This is a genomic window from Candidatus Moraniibacteriota bacterium (assembly GCA_016699425.1).
Classification (GTDB): Bacteria; Patescibacteriota; Minisyncoccia; order Moranbacterales; family UBA1568; genus SSEF01.
Genome location: CP064975.1, coordinates 1 through 25,492, shown reverse-complemented (window position 1 = coordinate 25,492; position 25,492 = coordinate 1). Strand labels below are relative to the sequence as shown.

Here is a 25,492-nt window from a genome sequence, read left to right as displayed (position 1 = left end):
CAGATTGGGATTAGATTGGAAATCTAGGAACTCGTCTCCTCGACCCGGAAACTATCTTCGGTCTCTTTCGATTCAAAATGGTGTTCGATATATTCCTAATCATATCTTTGGTGACATTGCCGGCACTGACGACAAAGTAGCCTCTCGCCCACAGGTGCTGCCCCAGTACTGTTTCTTGAGTGAAGGGTATTCCATCTGGAGTTGTCGGGATGTCTTGCCTTTCCATTTGACCAGGGTGCTCGAGCGGTCGAGGGGTCGACTGAGACGAGAATGTGGACATGATCAGGAGCAACGCACCAGAGATGATCTCGACATTCTCTTCGATACAGATGCGCCGGATGAGGTCTCTGGCTCTTTGTCCAATCTCACCCTTCAGGACCTTGTAGCGGTACTTGGTAATCCAGGCGATGTGGAGTTGGATACTGAAGACGGAGTGGGAAGACTTTCGATATTCAGTGGTCATACTTTCAGTATATCGTACTGGAAGTTATCGCCTGAAGGCGAGGGAACTCACCCCCCCCAAAGTGGGACCTTAGAAAAAAATGGCTATGGGTCGACCTTGTCAATACCCAGCCCTTCGCTATTAGTATACATAGCCCGTCAAACCGCGTCAAAACGATGCGTTTATTACACGCCTCTCGAACTAACGCAAGCAGTAGGGGCACACTACCGTGATAGTCTAAGCCTCACTCTGTAGGTTTTCATAGCCTTCTTTTATCGTCCCAGGTTATAGAGTTCCGTTACTTCAGCAGTCGACAAGGCTCGACTATACACACGGATGTCATCGATCTTGCCATCAAAGGGGTTGGCGGCATCAGACTCCGTTCCGATCGCCAGAGCCAAAGCATTGGAAAGATCGCCAATATTGCCTATGGTACCCGCATCGGTCGCGCCATCTGCCGCACCGTCGATATAGATTTCGGAATTGGCCGCCGAGTCCTGATCCCACACGACGACGAAATGATACCAGCCGGCCGCAGTAAAGGCCGCACTCGAAGTGAGGCTATACTCATCCGTTCCGTCTGAGGTCTCAAAAATAAGCTTATCGGTCGCATCATCAATAAAAACCAGATACCCGGTATCACCGGCTGTGATGCCGTTACGCTTGGCGACTATCGTATCGTCTGTCGTCGCCGTGCCACGGTAGAACCACCCAGAAACAGTAAGGTCCGCCGTGTCACCGAAGTCGAGTACGCCGCTCCCCGGGTCCGTGACGAGGACAGTGTCATCCGTCCCGTCAAAAGAGAGTGCCTGCCCGATACGACCCGGAGTGACGGAGGCAGCGGACATATTGGTTGCATCGCCGTGATTGGCATTGCTGGAAGTGTCCTTCACTTCGGTCGAGGTATCACCCCAGGCCACGTCCTGCCCAGCCGTTCCAACTCGCCTGCGAACAGCTGTTCGAAGCGGACTGCTGATAGGGCTAGTTCGTCGGGATGGTGGTCGGAGTCTCCCAGGTTTCCCCTACTCCGGTCGATCCGAGGTAATCAACCGCCTGAGTAGACGGAACGAAAGCCATGCCCACACCGAGAACTACCACCAAACAAGCGAGGTGTCGAACTCTCATCGATTTATGCATAGGTATTATCTCTTTGCGTTATTGTACCACCAACCCTGTCGGCGCGCTGGCGGGGTGGTGTCGCTGCCCTGGATCGTCCCTGCCGACATCGAACCAGTGCCGTCCCGTGTCGGAAACTCAAAATCATCCCAGTACGTGTGATTGTTCGCGTCGTGATCCCAGCCTGATTCAGTGACCAATTGATATCATGTGAAAACCGGCCCAGCTGCCCCTTGTCCCAACACAAGCCTCGTCTACCCATATTCGTGCAATGCCCTTATTCTGACCGTGTTGATTCCAACAAGTAGATTTCGATAGGTGCCATGACCGTCCCTCACCTCGGACCGCCCCAATTCGTTGTGCCAAGCTGGGTTGAATCGCTCTTGTAAATAGTGGAAAGAAGGGTAGCCCCTCCCGTATTCAAACTGGAATCCTGAAAAACTAACGGCCCCAGGCCGGAAAAGCTTTGCCCTGCTTTAATCCACATCGCTGTCGAGCGCCCAGAACCGGATGAAGCGCGCGACTTCGACCAGGCGCGCTTGATCATCTCTGGCTGCGGTGGCCGTAGAGTTCCTTGAGTCCCGTCCCAATTACATCGCGCCATTTTGGATCCACCGTCTGCCGTATCCGCCGTCGAGGGCCACTCGAGACGACATCACACTTGCCGTCAGAACCAGTAGTCGTACCAGCTGCCCAAGAGTTGTAGTGCCGCCCTCGAACCCATCCGAAACCCCCCGGCCGGCGGCTGAGACCGAGTGACTCCAGAGGAGAAAGAGGCCGAGGATGATGCCAAAGACCGAGAGAGATGCAAGCCGCTGTGTTTTATGCATATGGTTTTATTGTACCCCCAGCCCCGTCGGAGCCGCGGGTGGGGTGGTGTCTCCCCCGCCACTTCCGGCTATCGTGATGGCTGTGCCGTTGGCATTGCATAAACCAATATCGTCACAAACGTACAAGTATGCTGTCGAGCCGTCCGTGAATCTCCCGGCATTTACCGTAACCGCTACACTCGATGCGCCCCACGCCGTCGGCGGCTGCGGCTCACACACCCCGCGCGACGCAAGAGTAGACCCCTGACACAGCAGCACCCGAGCTGCGCTGGTATCGATATAGACATCGGCAAAGTAGCGACGCTGAGTCGTGGCGCCCTGCGCGCGAGCGTATCCGCCTACGCCGATGCTACGCGACGTACCGGACCAGTTGTCCGTCTTGCCCACATAGTTGATTCCTAGGACGCCGTTATCCCATGCCTTTACGTAACCGCCGCCCAGGCCGCTGGTAGAGTAAATCCGCATCTCGACCTCATTTTTAACCCACTTCGACGCGTCACTAGCCGACCCCTTACCGGGAGATACCATGTTTTCATGAAATGAGTTGTCGCCGTTTGCGTCCGGGTTATCAAGCGTCGATCCGTTATCGTCGTTGATTATATACTGGGCATCGGAACTCGCTGGGTTCAGGAACCCCGCGTGGTACCAATTTGTTCCCCCCGAAACGATCAGGCCGTATCCGCCGCCGGAATACCCAAAGGTCTTAAAGTTTCCGTCTGATGGCGAGCCGAGCCCACCCTGCCACGCAGGGTCTAGCCGTGAGTACCACGACACATACACCCGCTGACCGTTGGATTTGTTGAACGTTGTCCAGAGTTGGACGTTGTTGCCGCCTGTCTCGTCGTTCACGCCAAGGTGTGACCCTGTTGCGTACGTCGTGGTGCGCGCATGTGGCATCACGACCCCACTTACGCCAGTTGAATACACAATGTTCGACGCTCCTGGCCCAGTATTCGGCCAAGCTCCGACGTATCCTGCTGCTGTGAAATTGGCATACTGCCCGTGATCCCACACGAGCGGAGCCGCAGGTGACTTACTCCCAAAAGCCGAACCATTAACCGTCACCGATCCACCATGCGACCACGTCCCGGACGTGCCACTGATCGACGGTGCCGCCAACGCAGAACCAGCCAGGCTAAAAAAGCTTAAGGTAAGGCATGTGGTAAGGGTGAGAAGTTTTTGGTTCGTGTTCGTCATGTCTCTATTGTACCCCAAGCCCGGTCGGCGCGGCGGGAGCGGTGGTGTCGCTTGACCCCTGCGCTGCCGTCCCAGCCGACAGCGAACCCGTGCCGCTCGTGCCGGTGTCCGAATACACCTCAAACTCATCCCAGTACATGTGGTTGTTCGCATCATGCTCCCAGCCGTCATTCAGCGACCAATTCGACATCATGTGAAACTGATTCCATGTTGAATCGTTCGTGTTGATATTTAGTCCTTCAGACACCAATGCATCATCGACCCATACCCTGATGATGCCCCCGCTGCCCTTCTTGATATACAGCTCGATCTGGTGCCATTGACCGTTACGGAAAGCGTTTCCGCCCCCGTAGTTCGTCGGTCCAAGCTGTGTTCCATCTTCTGAGTGTGATCTCGTGTACAGTGTGGCCCCGTTACCATACTCGAACTGGATCGCGCCAAAACTGTTGAAGCCGTTCCACCGGAATAACTTTGACCCCGCCTTTACATCTACGTCGCTATCGACTCTGACATGAAAACGTATGAGCGCCTCATTCCCCATGGACCAGCTCGTATCCATCTCTTGATGCGAATGTCCGTAGAGCGCTCCTTGCGTTCCATCCCAGTTACACCGGGCCATCTTGGTGCCGGATTTCGGTCCCGTACCGCCGTCGAGAGCTGACGTGACGATGTTACACTTCCCCTCTGCACCAGCAGTCGTACCATCTGTCCACTGAGTTGTAGTGCCGTCCTCGAACCCATCAGAAAACACCCGGCCGGCGGCTGAGACCGAGTGACTCGAGAGGAGAAAGAGGCCGAGGAAGAAAACGACCTTGAGTGTTGGGAGAAGAGTTTTGTGCATGTGTTTCCTTTCTATTGTACCCCGAGCGCTGTCGGCGCCGCCGGCGGGGTGATGTCGGAGTACCACCAATGGTGATTGGGAGTCACTCATGTTCACGGTACCCGTGCTATGAACGGACATGAAAAATCGCCGAAATCGTGCGTTTATTCCAGCCGGAGCAACTCCTTCGTCAGGGTAGGCACGTTCGTTTCGAAATACTCTTTGACCATTTGCCAATCAGTCTGAAAAGAAATCTCAGGCATCGGATCGTCTTCAGCCTCCGCGAAATACACGAGACTCTTCAGGAAATGTGGCAGGCTCTGTTGCTGATTCCTATACTACTCCAAAGCCCCAAGAATCGCCTCTTTCAGAGGGATACCATGATGCGCCAGCCAGTACAGGTCAAAGAAATCACGTTTCTTCCCACGTTGGCTCACGGCCACGATCTTCATCGCGGCAATATCCCTCGGCGAGAGAAGGTGTATAGACTGATACCGCACGCGATCGTCCAAGGGACGAAAAGAAGGATACGCAATGAAACTCACCTTGGCTCCCAGAAAGAGTCCGTACAATGTCCCCTTTTCCCAAAGCGTCGTCACCCACTTTCCCTGTTCCGAGAGATACCGCTGGAAGAGCCAGCGTATCTCTTCAGCGTTCCCGAAATCAAGCACCCGCTCGATGATATAACGGGCATTTTTCTCGGTATCGAGTCTTTTGGGATCTGCATCCCAAAAAAGGCTCTGCCGAAAAACTATCGCTGAGACCGGATATGTAGACATGCCACTATTGTAGCCAAAAATAGACTGGCAATCAAGCTGGAATTCTTATCAAAATGATACGATTATGGATCCAACCAGCCTCCAATCCACTTGGAGGTCGAACCTCCAAATAACACTGCGACACTCACTGTACCCCCCCAAAAAAAATAACCCTGCCCGCCTTCGATTACTCGACGGCAAGCCCCGTCGGCGCGGCGGGTGGCGAACTTTACTGCATGCGATTACAACGGTGCGAGAAATTGTCGAAAGTTTGAAGTATTGATCACAGCATATTCCGCTCTGGACTCGCTCACGAACTCAGCCGAACCAAAAAATCCCAATAATTCTCTTTTGTCACCACATCGAAAGAAGACTGTCCGTACGCGTCCAAAAACTTTTTTGGGAGCGGCGCTTTCTCTTTGTTCCACTTGAACTCATACGCGTGGAGCGCTCCTCCATACTCCTCGATATAGTCAATCTCCTGCTGCTCGTAGGTCCGCCAATAATATCGGTTTGCATAGTGCTGCTGATACGTGCTTTTCTTCAAGCGTTCAATGAAGAGGAAGTTCTCCCACAGTGCTCCGACGTCATTCCGTTCCGACAGACGATTGAATTGGGACAGAAGCGCGTTCCGGACGCCGGTATCGTAGAAATAGTACTTCCGCTTGCTCCGCACCTCATTGCGGAGATTCCGCTTCAATGCGCCGAGCGACACGATCACAAAGCCTTTTTCCAGAATGTCTAGATATTTCTCAATCGTCCGGATATTGGTATCCAGAGTATTGGAGAGCTCATTCAAAGAAACCTCATTTCCCACCTGCAGCGCGAGCAGTTTGACGAGATCGACGAGCGTCCTCGATTTCTTCACGCCATCGAGTGCCAAGACGTCCTTCAGAAGATACGCGTCAACGATGTCGTTGAGAAACGTGATCTTCTGCTCCCGTGTGTACGCTACCAGTACATCTGGGTAGGAACCGAAGAGCAGAAATTCCTCCAGTCGCTCCTTGAGATCAGACGTATTGAAACTCTCCGCCAGTTCACACTGCGCAAACGGATAGAGCGTCAGTGTCGTCTTTCTGCCCACGAGCGGCTCGCCGACCTGATTGAACAAGTCAAAACTCGATGATCCCGTCACGATGACTTTGATACCGGGAATGCTATCAACGATGATTTTCAGCCCGCGACCGATATTGGGAATCTGCTGCGCTTCGTCAATCGCGAGCAGTTCGTATCCGGCCAAGTATTCCTTGATCGCCTGAAAATCATTCGACCCCAATATTTCCTGGACGCGGATATTTTCCCCAGAATCAAAGCGATATTTCAGTGACGTCGTATCCAGGAGTTCCTTCAGTAAAGTTGTTTTCCCCACCCGCCGTGGTCCATAGAGAACCAGAACCTTGTTTGGCTTCAAAAATGGCTCTAACGGGCTATAAAACCGCTTAATCATGATTTTATGTATTTCTGATACATACATTATACTCTATTTACGTATTCATTATACACAAAATTTACATAAAGCAAACTACAGGCATTTTACCGGTTAGAATCAACTTTCTCGATTCTTCGTCCGCTGGAATAAGTTGAGCTCGCGATGACATCCCCTCCCTATTCTACCCCCAAGCCCGTCGGAGCGGCGGGAGGGGTGGTGTCACTGAAAAATAGTATTGAGGTTTTCCTACCGCCCCATGTTGTACAGCTGGGTCACTTCGCTGGCGGAGAGCACCCGGCTATACACTCGGACGTCATCAATCTTCCCATCGGAGGGGTTACCATTATCACTCTCCGCACCCACGCGGAAAGCGAGGGCATTGGAGAGGTCACCGATATTCCCGATGGTCCCGGTATCGGTGGCACTGTTGGCAGTCCCATCGATATAGATTTCAGAGTTGGCAGCGGAGTCCTGGTCCCAGGTGATGGTGTAGTGATGCCAGCCAGTCGTGGTAAAGGTGGTGGTCGATGTCAGGGAGTATTCATCGGTCCCATCTGAAACTTCAAAGATGAGCTGATCGGTGGCATCGTCGAGGTAGACGAGATAGCCGGTGTCACCAGCGGTGATGCCGTTGCTTTTGGCGATGAGAGTATCGTCAGTCGTGGCAGTGTCGCGGTTGAACCAGCCCGAGAGGGTGAGGTCGGCGGTGTCGGTGAAGTCGAGGGTGGCGGTGTCGGTGACGCTAATGTAGTCGTCGGTGCCGTCGAGGTCGATGGCCTGACCGACACGGCCGGGAGCGACGGAGGCGGCCGACATATTGGTCGCGTCGCCGTGATTGGCACCGGCTGTATCATCCTTCACCTCGGTCGTCGTGTCAGCCCAATTTACATCCTGCCCGTCCATACTCCACAGACCCACCAGACCGCTCCGCAGCGTATCATTGCCCGAGGACGCGGTGATCGCCTTGCCCCCGGTCGAGCGATACAGCTCGGTGACCTGCGTCTGTGTCAGGGCCGTATCATAGACGCGAACATCATCGATCAGTCCGTCGAAGACCTGATCCGTCACGTCATTGGTGCCGATATGGAGCTCGCTCCCAGCATTGGAATCCACCGTGCCGGTCGGCGTACTGTCCTCCGTCAAAGACACCGACGCTCCGTTGATATAGAGCACGGGGTCGTTGCTCGCGGACGTATTGTTGTAGGTGAAGCAGACATGCGTCCATGTGTTCAGTGGGATCGTGTCGGAAGTTGGATACCATGCCCCGTCCGTTCCGGAAAAGTAGACATAGAAGAGTAACCTGACTGATCCGTAAACATTGGTCGTCATGAAAAACCATCCTCCAGGGATGCCCTCGGTCACGATGCCACCGAAGCGGTCAGAACCGCTATAGATCTCACCAGCGCTCCGCGGATTGATCCAGGCGCAGGTGGAGAGCGTGGCGATGTCATCGAGGACGGCTGACACTCCGGCATTCACATAGTCATCCACCCCATCGAACTTGAGCGCCTGGCCGATGCGACCCGGGGTGACGGTCGGACCACCCGTGAGCGTCCCGGTATTCCCGCCGCGCCCGCGGTCGATGGCGGTCGTACCGCTCACATCCATCCCATCGAACGTCCAGTACCCGACCAAGTTCGTATTCGGATCATCGGGGTGCGTCTCGAGATACAGGAGCGATACTTCACCCGCCGAAAGCGCCCGCCGGTAGACTCTGATCTCATCCAGCTTCCCATCAAAGGGAACGCCGGCATCCGATTCGGCGCCCACTCGGAAGGCGAGGGCGTTGGAGAGCACGTTCACATTGGCAAACGTACCCGTCGGCGTACCTGTGTCGAGGTGCCCATCGATGTAGAGACTGACGCCTGCCGTATCATTCCAGTTGACCGCGAAGTGATGCCAGCCAGTCGCATTGAACTGTGTCTTGGAGGGCACCTGATAGGTATCAGTTCCATCGGATGCTTCGAAGATAAGCGTATCGGTGCTGCCATTGTTGTCTACCCAAACGACATATCCCTGATTGGTCGTCTGATCGTTTTTCTTCGCGATCACGGTGTGATCAGCTGCAAAGGTGTCCCGATTGAACCAGCCCGTGAGCGCAAAGTTCGTACTATCAGCGAAGTCGAGGACTCCACTCGCCGGATCTGTCACACTCAGGTACTCGTTCGTGCCATCAAAATCAAGCGCATACGGACCAACTTGTCCCGCCACCCAGTCGCCCGACTCCATGTTTGTCATAGTCGCGCTGTTCCCATTGCCCGTTGCATCGGCGGTCGTGCTTGTCCCTGTTCCTTCATCCACCTTCCAGTACCCGGCCAGACCCTCTTCCAACACATCATCACCGGGCCGGGTGTTGATGGTCACTTGGCCGAGGCGGTACAGCGACCAGGCTTCGTCCGCCGACAGCGCCCGATTGTAGATACGAACCTCGTCGAGTGTGCCACTGAAGTTCTCATTATTTACTTCACCGATCTGAGGCGTATTGCTCGAACCGACAACATTGTCGAGGAAAAAGTCTATAGATGCATTGCCACTCGCATACGTCAGAGTTTGCAAGATACCGTCGATATAGAGCTTGTGCCCACCCGTATCATCCGTAAAGACAAAGTGATGCCAGGCCGTCGGATTGGGCAGATTGACGGATGCACCAATGGCCGCGGTACACCCGGCACCGGACTGTGTCATCCACAAATACAGCTCACTGTTATCTGTGTCCATGGCGATCTGGAATTGGCCTTTGTTGTTGCCGCAGTCCTCGTGGTCCCAAAGCGTCCCAGAGGTACCCACCTGCCCCGGCGTACCACTGTATTTGAACCACATCGATATCGTCCCCGTCGTATAGGCATTGAAAGAATTCGTGGTAACGCCATAGGCACCACCGCCAGGCGTGAAGAGTAGCCCTTGCCCGATCCGGCCCGGTACTGACTCGTCGATACCGAGTCCAGAAGAATTCATGTGCCGATTATTGCCAGACTTGTCCTTGAGCTCGGTCGTTGTATCTGTCCAGACGACTGTGTCACCATCGAGCGGCCAATAGCCCTGGAGGCCATTGGTCAAACTCCCTGCCTGCGAGTTTTGCAGCTTGGTCGAGGCTTGGGACTGGTGGTAGTACCACCAACCGACGCTCGCCAGAACAAGGAGTGCAGTAAGAATAAAAACATATTGGATGACTCTAGCGCGCGTTTCTGACATACGAGAAAACAAACTCAAAAATTCAAGAAAGATCCTCTCTTCTTTTGTCAGTATACCATTTTCTCCTATTGTATCCCCAATCCCGTCGGTGCGGCGGGAGGCGTAGTGTCGCTCATCAGATTAAACGGTGCAGAAGTGCCGCTCCATCGCTCACAGTTGTGTCTACCGGTACGCGGCGCGGACAGCATTCACGATGACGAGCGCGTCGATCACCTCTTGGAGGATGGCGCCCTGGACCGGGGGGAGATAGCCGAACGCGCCAGCGAACATACCAATGACGGATAGACCGATACCGATGACCATACTCTCTCGCGCGATCCGATATGAGCGGCGACTGATATGGATGAGCTCACGGAAGAGTCCGATGTCGCGCTTCAAGATAACGGCATCCGCCGCTTCGAGTGAGAGACTGTTCTCGGTCCCCGAATAGACGACCCCGACATCAGCGAGAGCGAGGGCCGGCGCATCATTCACACCATCGCCCACCATGGCGACCACCTCTCCGCGCGCTTGAGCTGCTTTCACGGTGGCGACTTTCCGTTCGGGGTCGCACTCCGCGATGATCGGTAAACCATACTGATCGAGGACACGATGAGCGTTGGCTGCTTTGTCCCCGGTCAGGACTGACAAGGTGAACCCGCGTGCCTTCAGATAGTCAAAGGTCACAGTGATACCCGGCTTGGGGACATCGTCAAAGACAAAGCGCGCGATCGGCCCCGCCGGCCCGACCAGCTCCACCGCCATCCCTTCGGTCGAAAGACTCTTTTCAATCCGGTACTGCTCTTTGCCCACCTCACCCCGGATGCCTTCGCCGAGATTCTCAGTGACACCAGTCGCATCGAGATCCTCACCGTGTCGTTCACGATTGGCCGAGACCAACGCTCGGGCCAATGGGTGCAGCGAGTGTTCTTCGAGCGCTGAAGCGAGGGCCAAGGCTTGGGTCTCGGGGACAGCGACATCGAGGGGGACGATCGTTCGCAGCGCCGGGATGCCGAGGGTGAGCGTCCCGGTCTTGTCGAAGAAAATGGTAGTTGTCTTGGCGAGTCGCTCGAGGGTCTCGGGTGTCTTGATGATGATGTGCCGGCGCGCCGCCTTGGAAAGTCCACCGAGGAAGGCGATCGGGGCAGCGATGAGAAGCGGACACGGTGTCGCGACGACGAGCACTGCGAGAAAGCGCTCCATGTCGCCCGTCACAAGATAGGTGCCGATGGAGAGGATGAGCGTGACGGCCGTAAATGGCCAATTGAGCTGTCCGGCCAGTCGGACCAGATGCGACGGCTCGCGTTTCCCAGCCATGACGATGCCGAGCATGCTCTGATACGTTGAGTGGTCGAAATCTCCGGTCACGGTGAGCGTCACGGCTTCACCCATATTCACACTACCGCTCCGTAGACGTTTGCCTGCGCGGTATTCGACCGGTTCCATCTCACCAGTCAGATTCGCTTCACTGAACAGCCCGCCCGCGGAAACGAGCGTCCCGTCCAGCGGGACCATTTCTTGGTGACGGACCGAGAGGGTCTCACCGATGTGAATGGCCTGGAGCGGTACTTCGACAAAGGTGCCCTCACGTTCTACGAGCGCGCTTTTCGGAAGCAGCCGAAAGAGCTCCTCGAGTGAAGCTTCGGCCCGGCGCGTCCCGTACTGCTCGAGGGCCCGCGAGAGCGAAATCATGAGCGCGATGATCGCCCCTGCCAGCCACTCGCCGAGGAACAAGGCCGTGACCAAGGTCAGGAGCGCGATATAGTCGAGGTCCCATTTGCCGATCCTGATCCGTTCGAAGGACTGGGTCCCGAGGATGATGAGCCCCGCCACGATGGCCAAGATATACGGCCACGGTTGTTGCCAGCTCAGACCGAGGACCAGCAAGGCGAGAAGCGCCAGACTAGCCGGATTTTCTTGGATGAATCGATGCATATTCCCATGGTATCACGGAATGACAATGGCTTGACTAAAGGCTTTTTTTCTGCTATTATCCAACGAAACCTTTATCCGCTTTTTTTTCACCCACTCTATGTTCAAAGCGCTTTTCACCAGGCTCGAAAATCGGCCAATTCTCAGTTTCTTGACCGTCGTTGTCATTCTGTTTGCGACGATTGCTTTCGCCCACTGGCTTCGCGCCCCAAAAGCGGAAGTGACCCTCCCAGAAAAAATGACCAAGACTTCTCGGATCTTTACCGTTGGAAGTGATCAGGGACGAGTGACCGTTTCAGCTCAGGTTAAGAAATCTGGCATTACCGATATTGTCGCTGTCGCACCGGGCGTCGTGAAAACCATTGCCGTTCGTCCTGGGCAGACCGTTTCACCTGGCCAAACACTCGCCACGCTGACCAGCGATTAGAACAGCGGTGCGGCGACCCTTGCCGTTGAGAAAGCGCGTCTTCAAACCGACTTCACCGAACGGACGTTCGCCCTCGATAAGGAAATCATCGAGCTTGAACGACGCATCGCTCGCGCTGACGATACCAAGACCGACCGCGAAGAGAAAGTAAGTGTGAAAAACTTAAAGCTTGAACTGGAACGTCTCCGACTCAGTCGCTCGAGCTCCGCACTCGATCTCGCCCTCGCAGAACGAAATGATGCTGCACTCAAGCCGAAAAGCCTTATCTCAGGTACCGTCGAATACATCGCCGTCCGTCCGGGTGAACTCGTTTCGGCCGGAACGGTCCTGATGACTATCCGCAGCCAGGCCCAGGCAACGACCATTGAAGCGACGCTCCCCAAAGCGACTGCCGATGCGCTCGTTGATACGGGTATTGCCCTGATTCAAACGGTCGATGGTTCGATCGCGCTTTCCCAAGGTTATATTAGTCGGAGCGAAAATGCCGACGGTCTCGTCGTTGCCACCTATCCACTCCCCGCGTCGGTCGCCAATACGGTGGCTCAAAACAGCTATGTCACGCTCGAGCTCCCACTCCGCTCTGAAACCGAGCGCGGCTTTCTCATTCCAATTGATGCTATCCGTTCAGCCGCAAGCGGAAACTCTGTTGTCACCATGAATGCTAACCATCAAACCACTGAGATAAACGTCACGCTCGGTGAAACGATTGGTGCTTCCGTTGTGGTAAAAAGTGGGCTCGAAAAAAGCAACGCTCTTGTGCTTGAAACATCCGTGCTGCCGGACGAAACTATTGAACCCATTCGCTAACCGACTATGTCCTACACCAAAGGTTTCTTTGATCGTCTTCACTTCGACGAATCGCTTCGAACGAGCCTCATCGGGCGATATTTTGCGAGCATTCGGACCATCACGCTCATTACCGTGACGCTCGTCTTTGCTGGTGTCGCAACCTATTCCACTCTGAAGAAGGAGCTCAATCCGGATATTCAGATTCCAACCGTGATCGTCGCTACAGCCTTCCCTGGCGCCGGTCCCGAGGATATCGAAGACCTGGTCACTGTCCCGCTCGAAGATGCCGTCAGCGGTCTTTCTGATGTGACTCGGGTCACTTCGAATTCCCAGGAGAGCGTCTCGACGATTGTCGTCGAATTTGCTTCATCGATGGATCCGGACAAAGCGAAGACCGATGTCCAGAATGCCATCGACAAGGTAAGTACGCTCCCCGACGCCGCCCAGAATCCATCCGTCGAGGTGATAGACTTTACAAATCAGCCTGTAATGCTCTTCGCACTCTCGGCACCCGGTAACGAAAGTGCCCTCCCAGAAATTGCCGACATCCTCCTCGAGGAGATCAAACGACTTCCCGCCGTTGAAAAAGCAAGTCTTTCCTATCGTCGCGATCCCGAAGTCTCGATCTTGCTCTCACCGGAGATCATTAAGGGGTACGGACTCAACATTGCCGGCATCGGCCAGCGGGTCGCGAGCACACTCAACAGTTTTCCTGGTGGTACTATCGCTTCAAGCGCCACCGCCCTCTCTCTCGATCAGGCAAAATCAGCCGAAACCGTTCAAGATTTACGCGATATTCCCCTCTCTCTCGATGGTAAGATCGTTCCGCTTGGATCGGTAGCGAACATCAAGGAGACGGAGAAGCCCGGCAGTCTCGCTGCCTCAATGGCGAGCCACACCGTCAGCGGTTCGCGCGCCATCTTCGTTTCCGTCTATCAGACCGAAAGCTCCGATACCCGCGAGACCGTCGATAGCGTCCGAGGAGCGATCGAAAGTTATCGTTCAACCTCGTCAGTTCCGTTTGAAACCGCCTACTATTTCAATGGAGCGGAAGAAATCGATCGGAGTTTCAGCCAATTGCAGCATGACTTCCTCGTAACCTTTGGCCTCGTCTTCGTCGTCCTCCTCCTCTTTTTCGGCATCCGCCAGTCACTTGTCACGGCCTTCGCCATTCCCTTCACCTTCCTCGTCACTTTCCTCGTAATGGGGGCCGCGGGAATCTCCATTAACTTCATTACCCTCTTCTCTCTCCTCATCGCACTCGGCATCATCGTTGATAATGCGATCGTCGTCATCTCGGCCTTGGCGAGCTATCACCGATCGGGCAAGTTCACCCCGATTGAAACAGCGCTTCTGGTTTACCGCGACTTCAGTGGTGTCATCATAACCACGACCATCACGACAGTCTGGGCATTCGTGCCGCTCCTCCTTGCAACAGGCATCATCGGCGAATTCATCCGGCCGATTCCAATTGTCGTTTCCTCGGCACTCGCCCTCTCGGCTGCAACCGCGCTTCTCCTCGTCATCCCGTATATGGCAGTGTTTCTCGAAGGAAACTTCCCCCGTCGCGTCGTTCTCCTGCTCCAGACGATTGCCTACATTCTGGTCGCCGCCCTGCTGTACTTCCTCATGCCCGGAGGTCCGTTCAAGTGGGCTTTCTACCTCCTCGGGGTGGTCATGCTCTTCCTCGTATTCCGTCTCGCACATTCCTTCTTCTTGTCCGTCACCGCCTGGCATCAGACCCAAGCCGGTAAAGTCTGGGACGGCTTCAAAGATCACGGTTTCCTCTCGTTCGATCGCTTGAGTACCTGGTACTCGGCACTGATCGAGCGCATTCTCTCTTCGAAGCGAGCGCGACGACTCACCATCATTCTCCTCGTCGTCTTCATGCTTTCCTCCTACGCCCTTCTACCTCTCGGCTTCGTCGTGAACGAATTTTTCCCGGAAGACGATATCGATACCGTCTACGTCAGTACCGAACTCCCTATCGGTTCCAACCAGGACCGCGCGAGGGCAGTCGTCGACGAACTCCTTCCTCGCTTCCGTTCGCTCGCCGAGCTTGATTTTGTCCTTGCGGAAATCGGTGCCGGCGCCCCGACTGACAGCAATACGAGTACAACCGGCAAAGACTTCAACCATATCCTCTTTACGGTTCACCTCATCAAGGCCAAGGAACGGTTGAAATCCTCGGGTGAAATCGTAAAGGAGCTCGACTGGGAATTCGCCGATTGGAACGGCGGCACTGTGACAGCTTCCCAGCTTTCTGGTGGACCGCCGGCAGGTGCCGATCTCCAGCTCAAGCTGCTCGGCAAAGACCTTGATACCCTTCAACACCTCGCGGAAAAGACGAAAACCTATCTCCAGAGCGTTCCAGGAACGAGCAATGTCTCTATCTCGCTTTCAAGTGCCGGAAAGAAACTCACTTTCACACCGAACGAAGCTGCGCTTGCAGCGAGCGGACTCAGTCCCGCTGACACCGCCCTCTTCATCCGTACTCTTGGGAGTGGCTATACGGTAAAGGAAGATGTGCGTTTCAACGGCGAAAAGCGCGATATCGTGATCCGCTTTACCGGCGAGGATTTCAGCTCACCCGAAGACCTCGGACGACTGTCCGTGATGACTCCTGCCGGAAAGCAGATACCACTCCTTTCACTCGGCACCGTCAGCATTGAGAAAAATCCAACTCTCATCACCCGCGAGGATGAAAAGAGAACGATCTCTATCTCTGCCGCGGTTGCCGAAGGCTATTCGGTCACTGAACTCAACAAAGGACTTGAAACCTTCGCCGATACCGAGCTGGGTCTCCCGGCCGATTACAGCTGGAAAACTGGGGGCGTGAATGAAGAGAACAACAAGTCCGTCCAGTCCATCCTCTACGCGATGATCCTCTCGGCCGTCCTTATCTTCGGCACTATGGTGATTCAGTTCAATTCCTTCCGGAAAGCTTTGATCGTCCTTCTCGTGATCCCAATCGCCGTTTCCGGTGTCTTTGTCATCTTTGCGCTCTTCGGGATCCCGCTTTCCTTCCCAGCCTTGATCGGCGTCCTGGCACTCTTCGGCATCGTGGTGAACAACTCTATCATCATGGTCGACAAGATCAACAAGAACCTCGACCTCGGACTCCCCGTCCGTGAAGCGGTCGTCGAGGGCGCCACGAGCCGGCTCGAACCGATCCTCCTCACTGCGCTCACGACCATCGTCGGCCTCATCCCGATCACTCTCTCCGACCCGATCTGGCAGGGACTCGGCGGTGCCATCATCGCTGGACTCTGTTTCTCCGGTGTCGCCAAGCTCTTCTTCATCCCGGTCATCTACGAGATGTGGTTTGATGTGAGAGAAAAGCCGCCAACCGTTGACAAACCAAACGTGGCATAGTACACTCGCTCTTCTACCGTCCTTTCCCAACTTGTCCACCCACCCGTCATACACCACACAAGGAGAGTCACGTGGAACGTCTCACGCAGGAAGATCTCGAGCTATGCAAAGAGCTTGTTATGAGCACGCTCAAAACATACACGGCCTGTTTGAATAATTGCCGCGATGCCGGTCCACCATTCCTGTCGACCACTATCGGCAGCAGCACAACTGGTACGTTTGCCGTCTTCGTTGGTATTAGGGAGCCCATACGGGGAAAAATCTGTTTCATCCCCGACGCGTTGATTATTCCCCATTCGGTGCACGAGTACCTGGCGCACCAGTACCGGGCCGAGAACTTGGCTGGGGTCATCCGAGGAAGCATTCTTGAAGAAACCAATTTCGGCGGGCAAGTCCATATCCCTGATGGTGTTTCTGAGAGCATGTTTGTCAGGGGCATGCGAGATCTCGCTGACCTTCTCCTGAAAAACCTCCTGAATCTCGTCAGGGGCCACGCCACCGAAATCTCAAGAACTTTCACGGAACTTGAAGCTAAAGCGAGGCGGTAGCCCCATTTCAATCCCCTACAGAAAACCGCGGTGCCGATGATTCGGTCCGCGGTTTCTTCTTTTCTATCCATGCCTCAGTAACTATCTCAAATCTCTCTTTCGTTACGAAGAAGTATGGTTTTGAGCGAAAAATGTAAAGGGTGAGGAAGGTTACTCGGAGAGTAACGTGACGAGACCTGAGCGTTTTGCAACCAAAACCATATTTTTGCAGTAGAATACGGAGATTTGAGATAGTTACTAAGAGATATTCCTTCCCTACCATCACCCATCACCGGGATCAGCGTTTCTCCCGAGTGAGCCGCATACCGAACCGATTCGCTTCCGTGGTGAGTCGCTCTCGCCCCGTGAGCCTCAACTGATACAGCCCGAAGCTGATAAGAGCGAGTGTGTTGGCAATCTTGTAGTGCACCCAGACTTCCGGTGTCACCCAATGCCGGACCACTTCATTGAGCGCCGACGAGACGAGGAAAAAGAGTGCCCAGCGAACGGCGAGGATATGCCACCCGCGATCGGTAATCGCAAAGAGTGGCATGAAGAATTTCCGAAGCAAGTTTTTCCGAAACGCCAGCCCGAACAGCAACATCAGCCCGAAGAGGCCATCATAGAGTGTGTCCTTCAGGATGAGCCACTGCGGGTCCACATAATAGAGTGTCGCGCCGCCGAAGACGAGGCTGAAGCCAGCACTCCAAAGCGGAAACCAAGCCACCTGCTTCGACCGATACCAGCTCGCAGCAGTCGCGAGGACGACCGTCGCCATGAGTACCGCAGTCGCCGCAAAAAAATTCCATCCTGATGCTTCAAAAACAAGGAAGAAGCTTGTAATCGGTCCGAATTGAATGATCCATTCGATGAGCATATATCCCTATTGTACCCTACTCCCGAGGAGTCTCGCTCGAAAGTGGATGCTATGCTACATATACAACTGTCATCCGATCCCAACCTATGTCCTTCCTCACCAACCTCCTCCAACCCAAGCCGCTTTTCGTCCTGGTCATGGGGCTCTATGCGCTCTTCAGCTCGCTCCACCTGACTCAGTTTCTGACCGCGGACGAACACTACTGGCTTTACGAGCGGGTACCGAAATATTGGAATGCCTGGGGTGACTGGGAGCTTCGAAAAACCTTCATCAATGACAAACCCGGAGTCTCGCTCGCCCTCATCACTGGCCCAGCCCTCCTCGCCCTCCCTGACACGGCCACACACTGCGTGGAGCAAGACAATCGGCTGTACCAGTGCCAGGTCGATGAAACTGCGCCGCTCCTCCTCGCCTTCCGGTTACCGCTCCTCCTCGCGAACGGCCTCATTCTCATCTACATCTTTTTCCTCCTCGCCCGGCTCTTCGATCCGTGGACCGCACTCTTCGCTTCGGGCCTCACCGCGCTCTCGCCAGTGCTTCTTGGCATGACACAAATCGTAAACCCCGATGCCCTTCTCTGGTCAACTTCGACCGCCGCTTTTCTTTCCTATTTCGCGCTGCTCAGATTCGACACTCGGCGCGACCTCTTCGCGACTCTCCTGTTCACCACGCTGGCACTCCTTTCGAAATACACTGCGCTTATCCTATTCCCAGCTTTCGGCTTAGCGTACATCATCCACTTCATCGCTGCTTCGGAAGAGGAGACTCTTGATTCGCTCCGCACGCAACTCTCGACCGGTTTCTACCGTCTCGTCATGATCGCTGCAGCCTCCGTCGTCCTTGTCCTCGCTGCCGTCCCCGCCTTCTTCCTTGACCGAAAATATCTGGCCGAGTATCTCGCGACCGTCCCTGACAAAGAAGTCCTTCTTTATTCCTTCGCTCCGGTCGTGCTGCTCTTTCTCATTGATCTCTTCCTCCTCAAGTCCCGGTGCCTTCTGAAGCTCCGCTACCTTCTCCGAAAGGCTGCGCCAAGCGTCAAACTCGTACCGATCTTCTTCCTCTTCCTCTTCACTGCTGTCATCATCAGCCGGTATGCCTTCCCCGGCTGGAACATCTATGCGATCCCCTTCGACATCAAAGACCTGACCGACGCCCGTTACCATGCGAGTGTACCGAACTTTCTCGAAGCCTTCTTCCTCGAATGGAATGCCATTGTCTTCTCGCTCCCGCCAGTGCTTCTCCTGAGCCTCTTCGGACTTGGGATTATCGCACTCCGGCGTCGAGCAATCACTGACGGATCTATTATTCTCACACTGTCACTCTTCATGCTCGGTTTCACGTTCATCCTGATCCACTCCAATATCCTCGCCACCGCGCGCTACGCCATTATCCTCTTCCCACTTCTCGCTGTCCTCGGCGCCTTCGGATTGCGTGAATTCGCTCTCTGGGGCGAGAGGAAATGGTCTTACTTCCGCAACATCGTCGCGATCAGTGTGATCATCGCTTCGGCCGTTTCGCTCTGTGCCATCTACCCGTTCTATGCAAACTACGCCAATACCCTCCTGCCGAAAAACGCTCTCATCGCTGATGCCTGGGGCTATGGTGGTTATGAAGCCGCCCAATACCTAAACACGCTCCCGAACGCTTCCGCACTCACCGTCTGGAGCGACTACTACGGTGTCTGCGAATTCTTTGTAGGGCGCTGCCTCACCGCCTATACCTTTGATGGCACCCAGATTAAGCCCGACTACTATGTCCTCACTCGGCGCGGCGAGGCTCGCTATATGTCACGCTTCGACCGCTGGGAACGCCTCTCTGGACTTACCGCCCATCGCTACTACCGCCAAACCGCTATCCCACCCGTCTGGTCGCTCGAGCTCGATGACCGTCCGGGCAACTATGTGAAAGTCTTCCGAGTTGAGAAATAGATCTTCATCCTCTTTCCATTCAATACATAGAAAAAAGCCCCGGCTCTCGGGGCTTTCACCTATCTTATTTTTTACTTCGAGTCGCCCGTATTCTGTCAGTCTCTTTCAGAAATTGCTTGCGGAGCCGAACCGAGAGCGGAGTGATCTCAAGGTACTCGTCCGCGTTCATAACTTCCAGGCCGCGTTCGATATTCAGCTCCCACGGCGGGGTCAGCTTGATCGCTTCATCGGCCCCGATGAGCGCATATTGCTCATCGCTTTACCTTTGGTCGGATTCACCGACATATCTTCGCCCTTGGTGGCGTTGCCGATGACCATCCCTCGTATACTTCAGCCGCATGGCCGATATAGAGCGTACCACGCGTCTGGAGATTGTCGAGCGAGAACGCAGCTGCCTTGCCCGTCTCCATCGAAATCATGGCGCCGACATCGCGGTGATCAATCGTGCCCGCGTACTGCCGAAAGCCGAGAACACGAGTATACAGTGTCCCCTCACCGCGTGTATCCACCATGAACTCACCACGATAGCCGAGGAGGCCACGCGTTGGGATTTCGAAGAGCAGTCGCTGGTACCCACCCGAGCCTTCACGCATATCCATCATGATACCCTTGCGCTTGCCCATCTTTTCAATGACAGGGCCAGTCACTTCCATCGGGCACTCGACGGTCACTTCCTCAAACGGTTCTGACTTCACGCCGTCGACATCCTGATGATGACCTGTGGCTGTGACACCTGGACTTCGTAGCCCTCACGGCGCATGTTTTCGAGCAAAATAGAGATGTGGAGCTCACCGCGACCGTAGACTTTGTAGTGGTCATCAGCGAATTCGATCCGGAGACCGACATTGATCTCGAGCTCTTTTTCGAGACGTTCGCGAATCTGCTTATTCGTAACAAATTTTCCTTCGCGGCCAGCAAAAGGAGAGTCATTTACCATGAAGTCAAGCGAAATGGTTGGCTCATCGATCGCGATGGCTGGAAGAAGCTCGGCGTTCGCATCGGTCGTGATCGTGTCGCCGATCTCGACATCCGGCAATCCGGCAATCATGACGATATCCCCCGCTTCGACAGACTGACTCTCGACGCGCTCCATTCCACGAAAAGTGAAGAGTTTCACAATGCGACCGGACGACTGTTTGCCATTGACGTTCCGGAGCATGACCGAATCGTTCACTGCGAGACGACCATCATAGACGCGAGCGATGGCCAGGCGACCGACGAAATTGTCATAGCCGAGATTGAACGGCTGAGCACGGAGCGGCTTATCGACATCGTGGCTAGCAGGAAGAACACGCTCGAGGATGGTATCGAGGAGCGGCGAGAGATCGGTGCGCGGATCAGCCAGCTCCTTCATAGCAACCGCTTCGCGGGCGATGGCATAGACCACCGGGAAATCAAGCTGATGATCGTCCGCTCCGAGGTCGAGGAAGAGTTCATAGACCATCTCCTTCACCTCGTCTGGACGAGCGGCTGGTTTATCGATCTTGTTGATGACGACGATCGGTCGGAGACCCAGCTCGAGTGATTTCTTCAAGACAAAGCGGGTCTGCGGCATCGGACCCTCCTGAGCATCGACGACGAGGATGACATCATCGATGGAGCGAAGCACGCGCTCTACTTCCGAACCGAAATCCGCGTGACCAGGCGTATCGACGATATTGATCTTGGTGTTCTTATAGAACAATGAACAGTTCTTGGCGTAGATAGTGATGCCGCGTTCCTGTTCGAGCGCATTCGAATCCATCGAGGCACCGACGGCCATCGCGACTCCCGTCTGGCGCATGAGAGCGTCAGTCAGAGTTGTCTTGCCGTGGTCGACGTGCGCGATAATTGCGACGTTGCGTGTCTCCATATATGTGTATCCCAGACGTTATGTATCGAAAAAGGCGTTTCCGCCTTTTATTTGAGCAATCACAGTATAGCCCGAAAGGGCCTCGGTCAACCCGCACCATATTCCCCAGACACAGTATGCCGGATGGCGGGATCTTCACCGGAGTCACCGGCTTCGATCCTTCACCTCCAGTCTGAGTCGGCGCAGATACAATCGTGTCCACTACCTCGAGGCCTTTCATGACCTGGCCGAAAATAACATAGTTTGGTGGCAAGGCATAGTCAGCATGCATGATGAAGAACTGGCTTCCATTCGTATCCGGTCCAGCATTGGCCATCGCGACTGTCCCGCGCTTGTACTCCCCAGAAAATGATTCGTCATCGAAGCGATAACCTGGGCCACCGCCCCTGTCCCCGTCGGATCACCTCCTTGGATCATGAACCCGGGAATCGTCCGATGGAAGACGACACCGTCATAAAACTTCTCGCGGGCGAGGAAAACAAAATTGTTCACGGTGATCGGTGTCGCGGCAGCGGCCAGCTCAATTTCGATGTCGCCTTTCTCCGTGTGGGAGTACGGCTGTATATTTCTTGGCTGGATCGATACTCATCACAGGCGCTGACGGATATTGTTTGCTTGTCATAGCAGGTGCGGTGGTTACTGGTTTAGCGACTTCTTTTTCTTGTTCTTTCTTTTTCGCTTCCTCGGCGAGTGTCTTGTCGGTCTCGGCCCGCTTCAGTTTGTCGAGCGGGAGCTCAGCCGGCTTCGGGTCCTTTGCAACCGGGGCACTCTCCCAAGAGCAACCCCGCGAGGATGAGCATGGCTCCACCGAGGAGTGCGATCGAGATCGCCAGTTGTTGATGTTTCCGTTTTTGCATATGCATGTGTCTCCTTTAGTGTATTCTATTGTACACTATTTTTTATCCACTCTCCAGTTCGGGCAGCATCCGGCAGCAGACAGACAGCGCCGCCAGCTCCTATCCGCCGAGTCTTTGGAAGCCCTTGCTTCCGGTCAATATCAGAATCGCCAATCCTTGAAAAGCTTTGGTGGTAGGGGTTGACTTTTGTCAAAAACAGGAGTATACTAAATATGTTGAAGTGAGCGAAACGGGTGACCCAGGTCCCCGTTTTTCTTTCAACAGGTCGTTTAAATAATTAATAAAAACAAACACTCCTATGGAGATGAAAGGCAATGAGCCCCTGATGGAGGCTCCGTGCAGCGGACCCGCGTGTGAGAACTGTGCCAAAGTCGCACAGGAACAAGCGCAAAGTCAGGAAACGTCGATGGCGTTCCTCCTCGCTCTCGTACCGGTCCTCGCGCTCCTTTCTTCGGCGTCCAGGTCGGACTCTTGTAAGAGAGTCCCCCACCTCACTAAAAAATCAATCCGCCAGTTGGCGGAAGTTGATTTTGTTACTACAGCTTCTCCTCACCGCTTGCGATTACCTGAGGACGAGTTCGTGTAGACGCTGTGCCGGAGGAGTGCGGTTGGTTTGATTGCCTGGCGTGGGACGGCCAACTCGAGATTCCGGGCGCTTCCGCCGGATCGCTGATACGACAGATACGCGATATGGGTCGCCCCACTCATGAGTCGCTGCAAGAGCTCCACTCGATCCCCAGATCACGCATCCGTGCCTCATGGCCCGGGGGTCGGCCGAGTAGGATCGGTACCGGTGTCATCGGCAGCCACTGTATCCCCTGGATTATGCATCGGGTCAGCGCTGAACCGGGTCGCGTAGTCACGCTTTCCACCCCAGACGAGTGAAACGATCGGGTGACGGTATTCGACGGAGAAGCATTCCCTTCGCCAAACCAATATGACCGGATGCCGAGGAGTTCGTGCGCGTAGAGATTCCGCCCCGTAGTAGCATAGACTTCTTGGCCGGTCACTCCCCAAAGCGAGAGGGCGGTACCAAGCGTTCAACGCCTCCGAGCTTGATTCTTGATTGTTGCCATCCTGAAAGAGCGCTTCCCCATCCGCCCACGAATGACCGGCGTACGGCGAGAAGTGGCGCAGGAACGGATAACGATCAGATGATCGATCGGTATTCGCGATATCGAGCGCCATTTCGTTCAGAATCGGCACGAACTCTCCCGGATCTCTGGACGATACTGGACGAGCGCGGCACCGAGCGGAGATAGTAGCCGTAATGAAAATGGTGATCATTCCCCTTTTCGTTGCCGGTTTCGAATTCTTCGCAGCAATGAGCATTTTCTTTGCATCATCATACGCAAAGTCAACGAGCGCGGGACGGTAATGACTCGAGTAGATCAAGCAGTTTCGATCGCTCGTCCTCAAGCCGTACGCATCCGCCAAGAGGATGAGGCTCGCTAAAAGCCGCCAAACCGGGCGCCACGGAAATACACGCCGGATGGGTCGCTCTCCGTTGATACCGCCATGTCTGTGCGGAGAGATTCCTCGATTTTAGCCCGTTCCGGCTCGTCACTTACCGGCGAATCCGATCAGGAGCTCCTTGGAGTCGTGACTGGCGGAATTCGATCGATCGGATCGGACGAGATCAGGACGACCATACACCGTCGAATAGCTCCCAAATGATGTCATACTCACCCGCCAGACGGTGATGTGGCCAGACGGTGGTGAGGGCGCTGACTGACCACTCTCGGTGAGCGTGACGAGTCTGATGCGTTCAGTACTCTGATCTTCGGACCAGTCGTACTGGGTATCAGAACTCGATCCCAGAAGCGAGATCGAGGAAGAAATCAGTGTTGTCGGTAGAGATTGGGAGGCTGGATCACTCGGTACCGGTCAGATTCGAACCGAGAGACGATACCCTCTGTTGCTTCGGCATCCATCGCCTGGATAAGCAGTACCGGCTGGTCGCCGCGCTTTGAAGTCGCGTCGGCGATATCTTGACGGCTGGACACTATCTCCACGGGGCTGGTTTCTGTCGGAAACAAAGTCCGAGATATTCACGATCGGCGAACCCTGGACGAGCTGCGCTCTCAAGGGAATCCCCACTGATGGCTCAACCGCGACGGAAACATCCCAGTCGCCATAGCGTTCCACCGTGACGTTCTTGACCGAGATGGTGCCGATTCACTGTACAAACCGGGTTGAGGCTTTCCCGTACAGCGTTTTTTCAGTCAGGACGGACTGCAGTTCCACTTTAGTGGATAACGCCATTTCCGTAAACTGATAGGATCCTGGGAAGACAAAAAGTGGTGCGGACGGGAAACGTCGGTACAGGCTGGAAAACCAGGTGTTGGTCCGCTCCCCGACGCTTCGCTCTTTCGGGGTATAAACGGTTACTTCTTCGTGTTTTGGAGTGACTATCGGATCAGCCGACTTCTGTGACCAGACAAACCAAAAAGGGCGGAACTGCCGATAACGGCTGTTACACGCCCCGAGGATGTACTTGCTGAGATTCCTTCCAGTCTTGGGAATGTCATTATTATTTCCTTCATTGTATTTACGGAGCGCGTCGAAATCTGTCCCAAGGATCAGGCTGTTCCCACATCCGCCAAAGACGATAGAGGCTTCAGCACTAACCGACATCATGATTTTCCCGGAGGATGACCTCTGAACTTCTCTCCTTCAATAAAGGATCCTCCTTCTTCCTTTATTTCATTGAGCGAGAACCGAATTTCGTACATCTCGTTTTTCTTTACCGCGTCATTCTGGACTGGTGCGATGGTCCCATCTGAAAAAAAATCGTCACGGACACCAGTGAGCACCCTGGAACCAAGCATTGAAGGCCTGGCCGAGCCGCGGGTTAAAGACACTGTTGATGCTCCGGTGCTTGTCGATGAGGTTATATTGCTCTGGGCAGATAAGATTGCCGACCAGTTCAAGATCATCATTGGCATACACCGTGGAGGCGGATCGACCCCTCGATAACGGAAGTACCCTTGGTCCAATGGACCTTCTCTACGACACCAGAGCGCGGAGCACGAATCTCGAACTCATCCTCCTGTACCCAAAAGCAGCTCGAAGTCGGTACGAAGGCGGAGAGGTTCTTGCTGACTGGACGTAGTGCGGCAATTTTTAACACTCTCCTCATCTTTCAATCGAGCAACGATTTCT

22 protein-coding genes and 3 pseudogenes are annotated in these 25,492 nt (G+C 54.6%); 6 read left to right on the top strand and 19 right to left on the bottom strand.

What is annotated here, in order from left to right:
• Nucleotides 1–23: 23 nt before the first annotated feature.
• The 11 genes and pseudogenes from tnpA to cadA all read right to left on the bottom strand — a co-directional run bounded on the left by tnpA (nt 24) and on the right by cadA (nt 11,698).
• A pseudogene (gene tnpA, locus IPJ68_00125) lies at nt 24–463 on the bottom strand (IS200/IS605 family transposase).
• A gap of 251 nt (nt 464–714) precedes the next feature.
• A complete protein-coding gene (locus tag IPJ68_00120) occupies nt 715–1,362 on the bottom strand; it encodes a LamG domain-containing protein (protein QQR78683.1) in 648 nt (215 codons plus the stop codon).
• Nucleotides 1,363–1,423: 61 nt separating this feature from the next.
• On the bottom strand, nt 1,424–1,579 hold the full coding sequence (locus tag IPJ68_00115) for a hypothetical protein (GenBank protein ID QQR78682.1): 156 nt from the start codon (nt 1,577–1,579) through the stop codon (nt 1,424–1,426).
• Nucleotides 1,580–1,584: 5 nt separating this feature from the next.
• Complete coding sequence (locus IPJ68_00110; GenBank protein ID QQR78681.1) at nt 1,585–1,758, bottom strand: hypothetical protein; 174 nt, start codon at nt 1,756–1,758, stop codon at nt 1,585–1,587.
• A gap of 390 nt (nt 1,759–2,148) precedes the next feature.
• Entirely contained in the window at nt 2,149–2,388 is a 240-nt protein-coding gene (locus IPJ68_00105; protein QQR78680.1) for a hypothetical protein, read from the bottom strand.
• Nucleotides 2,389–2,394: 6 nt separating this feature from the next.
• Nucleotides 2,395–3,585, bottom strand: a complete 1,191-nt coding sequence (locus tag IPJ68_00100) for a hypothetical protein (GenBank protein ID QQR78679.1) — start codon at nt 3,583–3,585, stop codon at nt 2,395–2,397.
• A 4-nt stretch (nt 3,586–3,589) separates the two neighbouring features.
• Entirely contained in the window at nt 3,590–4,426 is an 837-nt protein-coding gene (locus tag IPJ68_00095) for a hypothetical protein (GenBank protein QQR78678.1), read from the bottom strand.
• Between the two features lie 317 nt (nt 4,427–4,743).
• Nucleotides 4,744–5,184: a nucleotidyl transferase AbiEii/AbiGii toxin family protein gene (locus IPJ68_00090; protein ID QQR78677.1), complete on the bottom strand. Its 441-nt coding sequence runs from the start codon at nt 5,182–5,184 to the stop codon at nt 4,744–4,746.
• Between the two features lie 289 nt (nt 5,185–5,473).
• Entirely contained in the window at nt 5,474–6,610 is a 1,137-nt protein-coding gene (locus IPJ68_00085) for an ATP-binding protein (protein QQR78676.1), read from the bottom strand.
• A gap of 228 nt (nt 6,611–6,838) precedes the next feature.
• On the bottom strand, nt 6,839–9,784 hold the full coding sequence (locus IPJ68_00080) for a LamG domain-containing protein (GenBank protein ID QQR78675.1): 2,946 nt from the start codon (nt 9,782–9,784) through the stop codon (nt 6,839–6,841).
• A gap of 162 nt (nt 9,785–9,946) precedes the next feature.
• Nucleotides 9,947–11,698 (bottom strand): cadmium-translocating P-type ATPase, encoded by a 1,752-nt coding sequence (gene cadA / locus IPJ68_00075; GenBank protein ID QQR78674.1) that lies wholly within the window; start codon nt 11,696–11,698, stop codon nt 9,947–9,949.
• A 97-nt stretch (nt 11,699–11,795) separates the two neighbouring features.
• Between cadA and IPJ68_00070 the strand changes: the two genes are divergently transcribed.
• From IPJ68_00070 to IPJ68_00055, 4 genes are all read left to right on the top strand, one after another.
• Entirely contained in the window at nt 11,796–12,122 is a 327-nt protein-coding gene (locus tag IPJ68_00070; GenBank protein QQR78673.1) for a biotin/lipoyl-binding protein, read from the top strand.
• A 153-nt stretch (nt 12,123–12,275) separates the two neighbouring features.
• Nucleotides 12,276–12,929: a hypothetical protein gene (locus IPJ68_00065; GenBank protein ID QQR78672.1), complete on the top strand. Its 654-nt coding sequence runs from the start codon at nt 12,276–12,278 to the stop codon at nt 12,927–12,929.
• Between the two features lie 6 nt (nt 12,930–12,935).
• Nucleotides 12,936–16,286 (top strand): efflux RND transporter permease subunit, encoded by a 3,351-nt coding sequence (locus tag IPJ68_00060; protein QQR78671.1) that lies wholly within the window; start codon nt 12,936–12,938, stop codon nt 16,284–16,286.
• A gap of 119 nt (nt 16,287–16,405) precedes the next feature.
• A complete protein-coding gene (locus tag IPJ68_00055) occupies nt 16,406–16,834 on the top strand; it encodes a hypothetical protein (GenBank protein ID QQR78670.1) in 429 nt (142 codons plus the stop codon).
• A 277-nt stretch (nt 16,835–17,111) separates the two neighbouring features.
• Here IPJ68_00055 and IPJ68_00050 read toward each other — a convergent pair whose 3' ends face one another.
• Nucleotides 17,112–17,690: a septation protein IspZ gene (locus IPJ68_00050; protein ID QQR78669.1), complete on the bottom strand. Its 579-nt coding sequence runs from the start codon at nt 17,688–17,690 to the stop codon at nt 17,112–17,114.
• An 86-nt stretch (nt 17,691–17,776) separates the two neighbouring features.
• Here IPJ68_00050 and IPJ68_00045 point away from each other — a divergent pair, with 86 nt between their 5' ends.
• Entirely contained in the window at nt 17,777–19,618 is a 1,842-nt protein-coding gene (locus IPJ68_00045) for a glycosyltransferase family 39 protein (GenBank protein QQR78668.1), read from the top strand.
• 64 nt (nt 19,619–19,682) lie between these two features.
• Here IPJ68_00045 and typA read toward each other — a convergent pair.
• Nucleotides 19,683–21,470: pseudogene (gene typA / locus IPJ68_00040) on the bottom strand (translational GTPase TypA).
• A pseudogene (locus tag IPJ68_00035) lies at nt 21,409–21,887 on the bottom strand (peptidylprolyl isomerase). The pseudogenes typA and IPJ68_00035 overlap by 62 nt, the downstream one beginning before the upstream one ends.
• Between IPJ68_00035 and IPJ68_00030 the strand changes: the two are divergent.
• On the top strand, nt 21,879–22,094 hold the full coding sequence (locus tag IPJ68_00030; GenBank protein ID QQR79259.1) for a hypothetical protein: 216 nt from the start codon (nt 21,879–21,881) through the stop codon (nt 22,092–22,094). The pseudogene IPJ68_00035 and the gene IPJ68_00030 overlap by 9 nt on opposite strands.
• 782 nt (nt 22,095–22,876) lie before the next feature.
• On the opposite strand, the gene IPJ68_00025 is transcribed toward IPJ68_00030, so the two are convergent.
• The 5 genes from IPJ68_00025 to IPJ68_00005 form a co-directional block, all read right to left on the bottom strand.
• The gene (locus tag IPJ68_00025; protein ID QQR78667.1) at nt 22,877–23,035 is read right to left on the bottom strand and encodes a hypothetical protein; all 159 of its coding nucleotides are present in this window, start codon (nt 23,033–23,035) and stop codon (nt 22,877–22,879) included.
• A gap of 48 nt (nt 23,036–23,083) precedes the next feature.
• A complete protein-coding gene (locus IPJ68_00020) occupies nt 23,084–23,722 on the bottom strand; it encodes a hypothetical protein (GenBank protein QQR78666.1) in 639 nt (212 codons plus the stop codon).
• Between the two features lie 446 nt (nt 23,723–24,168).
• On the bottom strand, nt 24,169–24,366 hold the full coding sequence (locus tag IPJ68_00015; GenBank protein QQR78665.1) for a hypothetical protein: 198 nt from the start codon (nt 24,364–24,366) through the stop codon (nt 24,169–24,171).
• Nucleotides 24,367–24,505: 139 nt separating this feature from the next.
• Nucleotides 24,506–24,967: a hypothetical protein gene (locus IPJ68_00010; protein QQR78664.1), complete on the bottom strand. Its 462-nt coding sequence runs from the start codon at nt 24,965–24,967 to the stop codon at nt 24,506–24,508.
• Entirely contained in the window at nt 24,964–25,275 is a 312-nt protein-coding gene (locus IPJ68_00005) for a hypothetical protein (protein QQR78663.1), read from the bottom strand. The genes IPJ68_00010 and IPJ68_00005 overlap by 4 nt, the downstream gene beginning before the upstream one ends.
• Between the last annotated feature and the right edge of the window lie 217 nt (nt 25,276–25,492).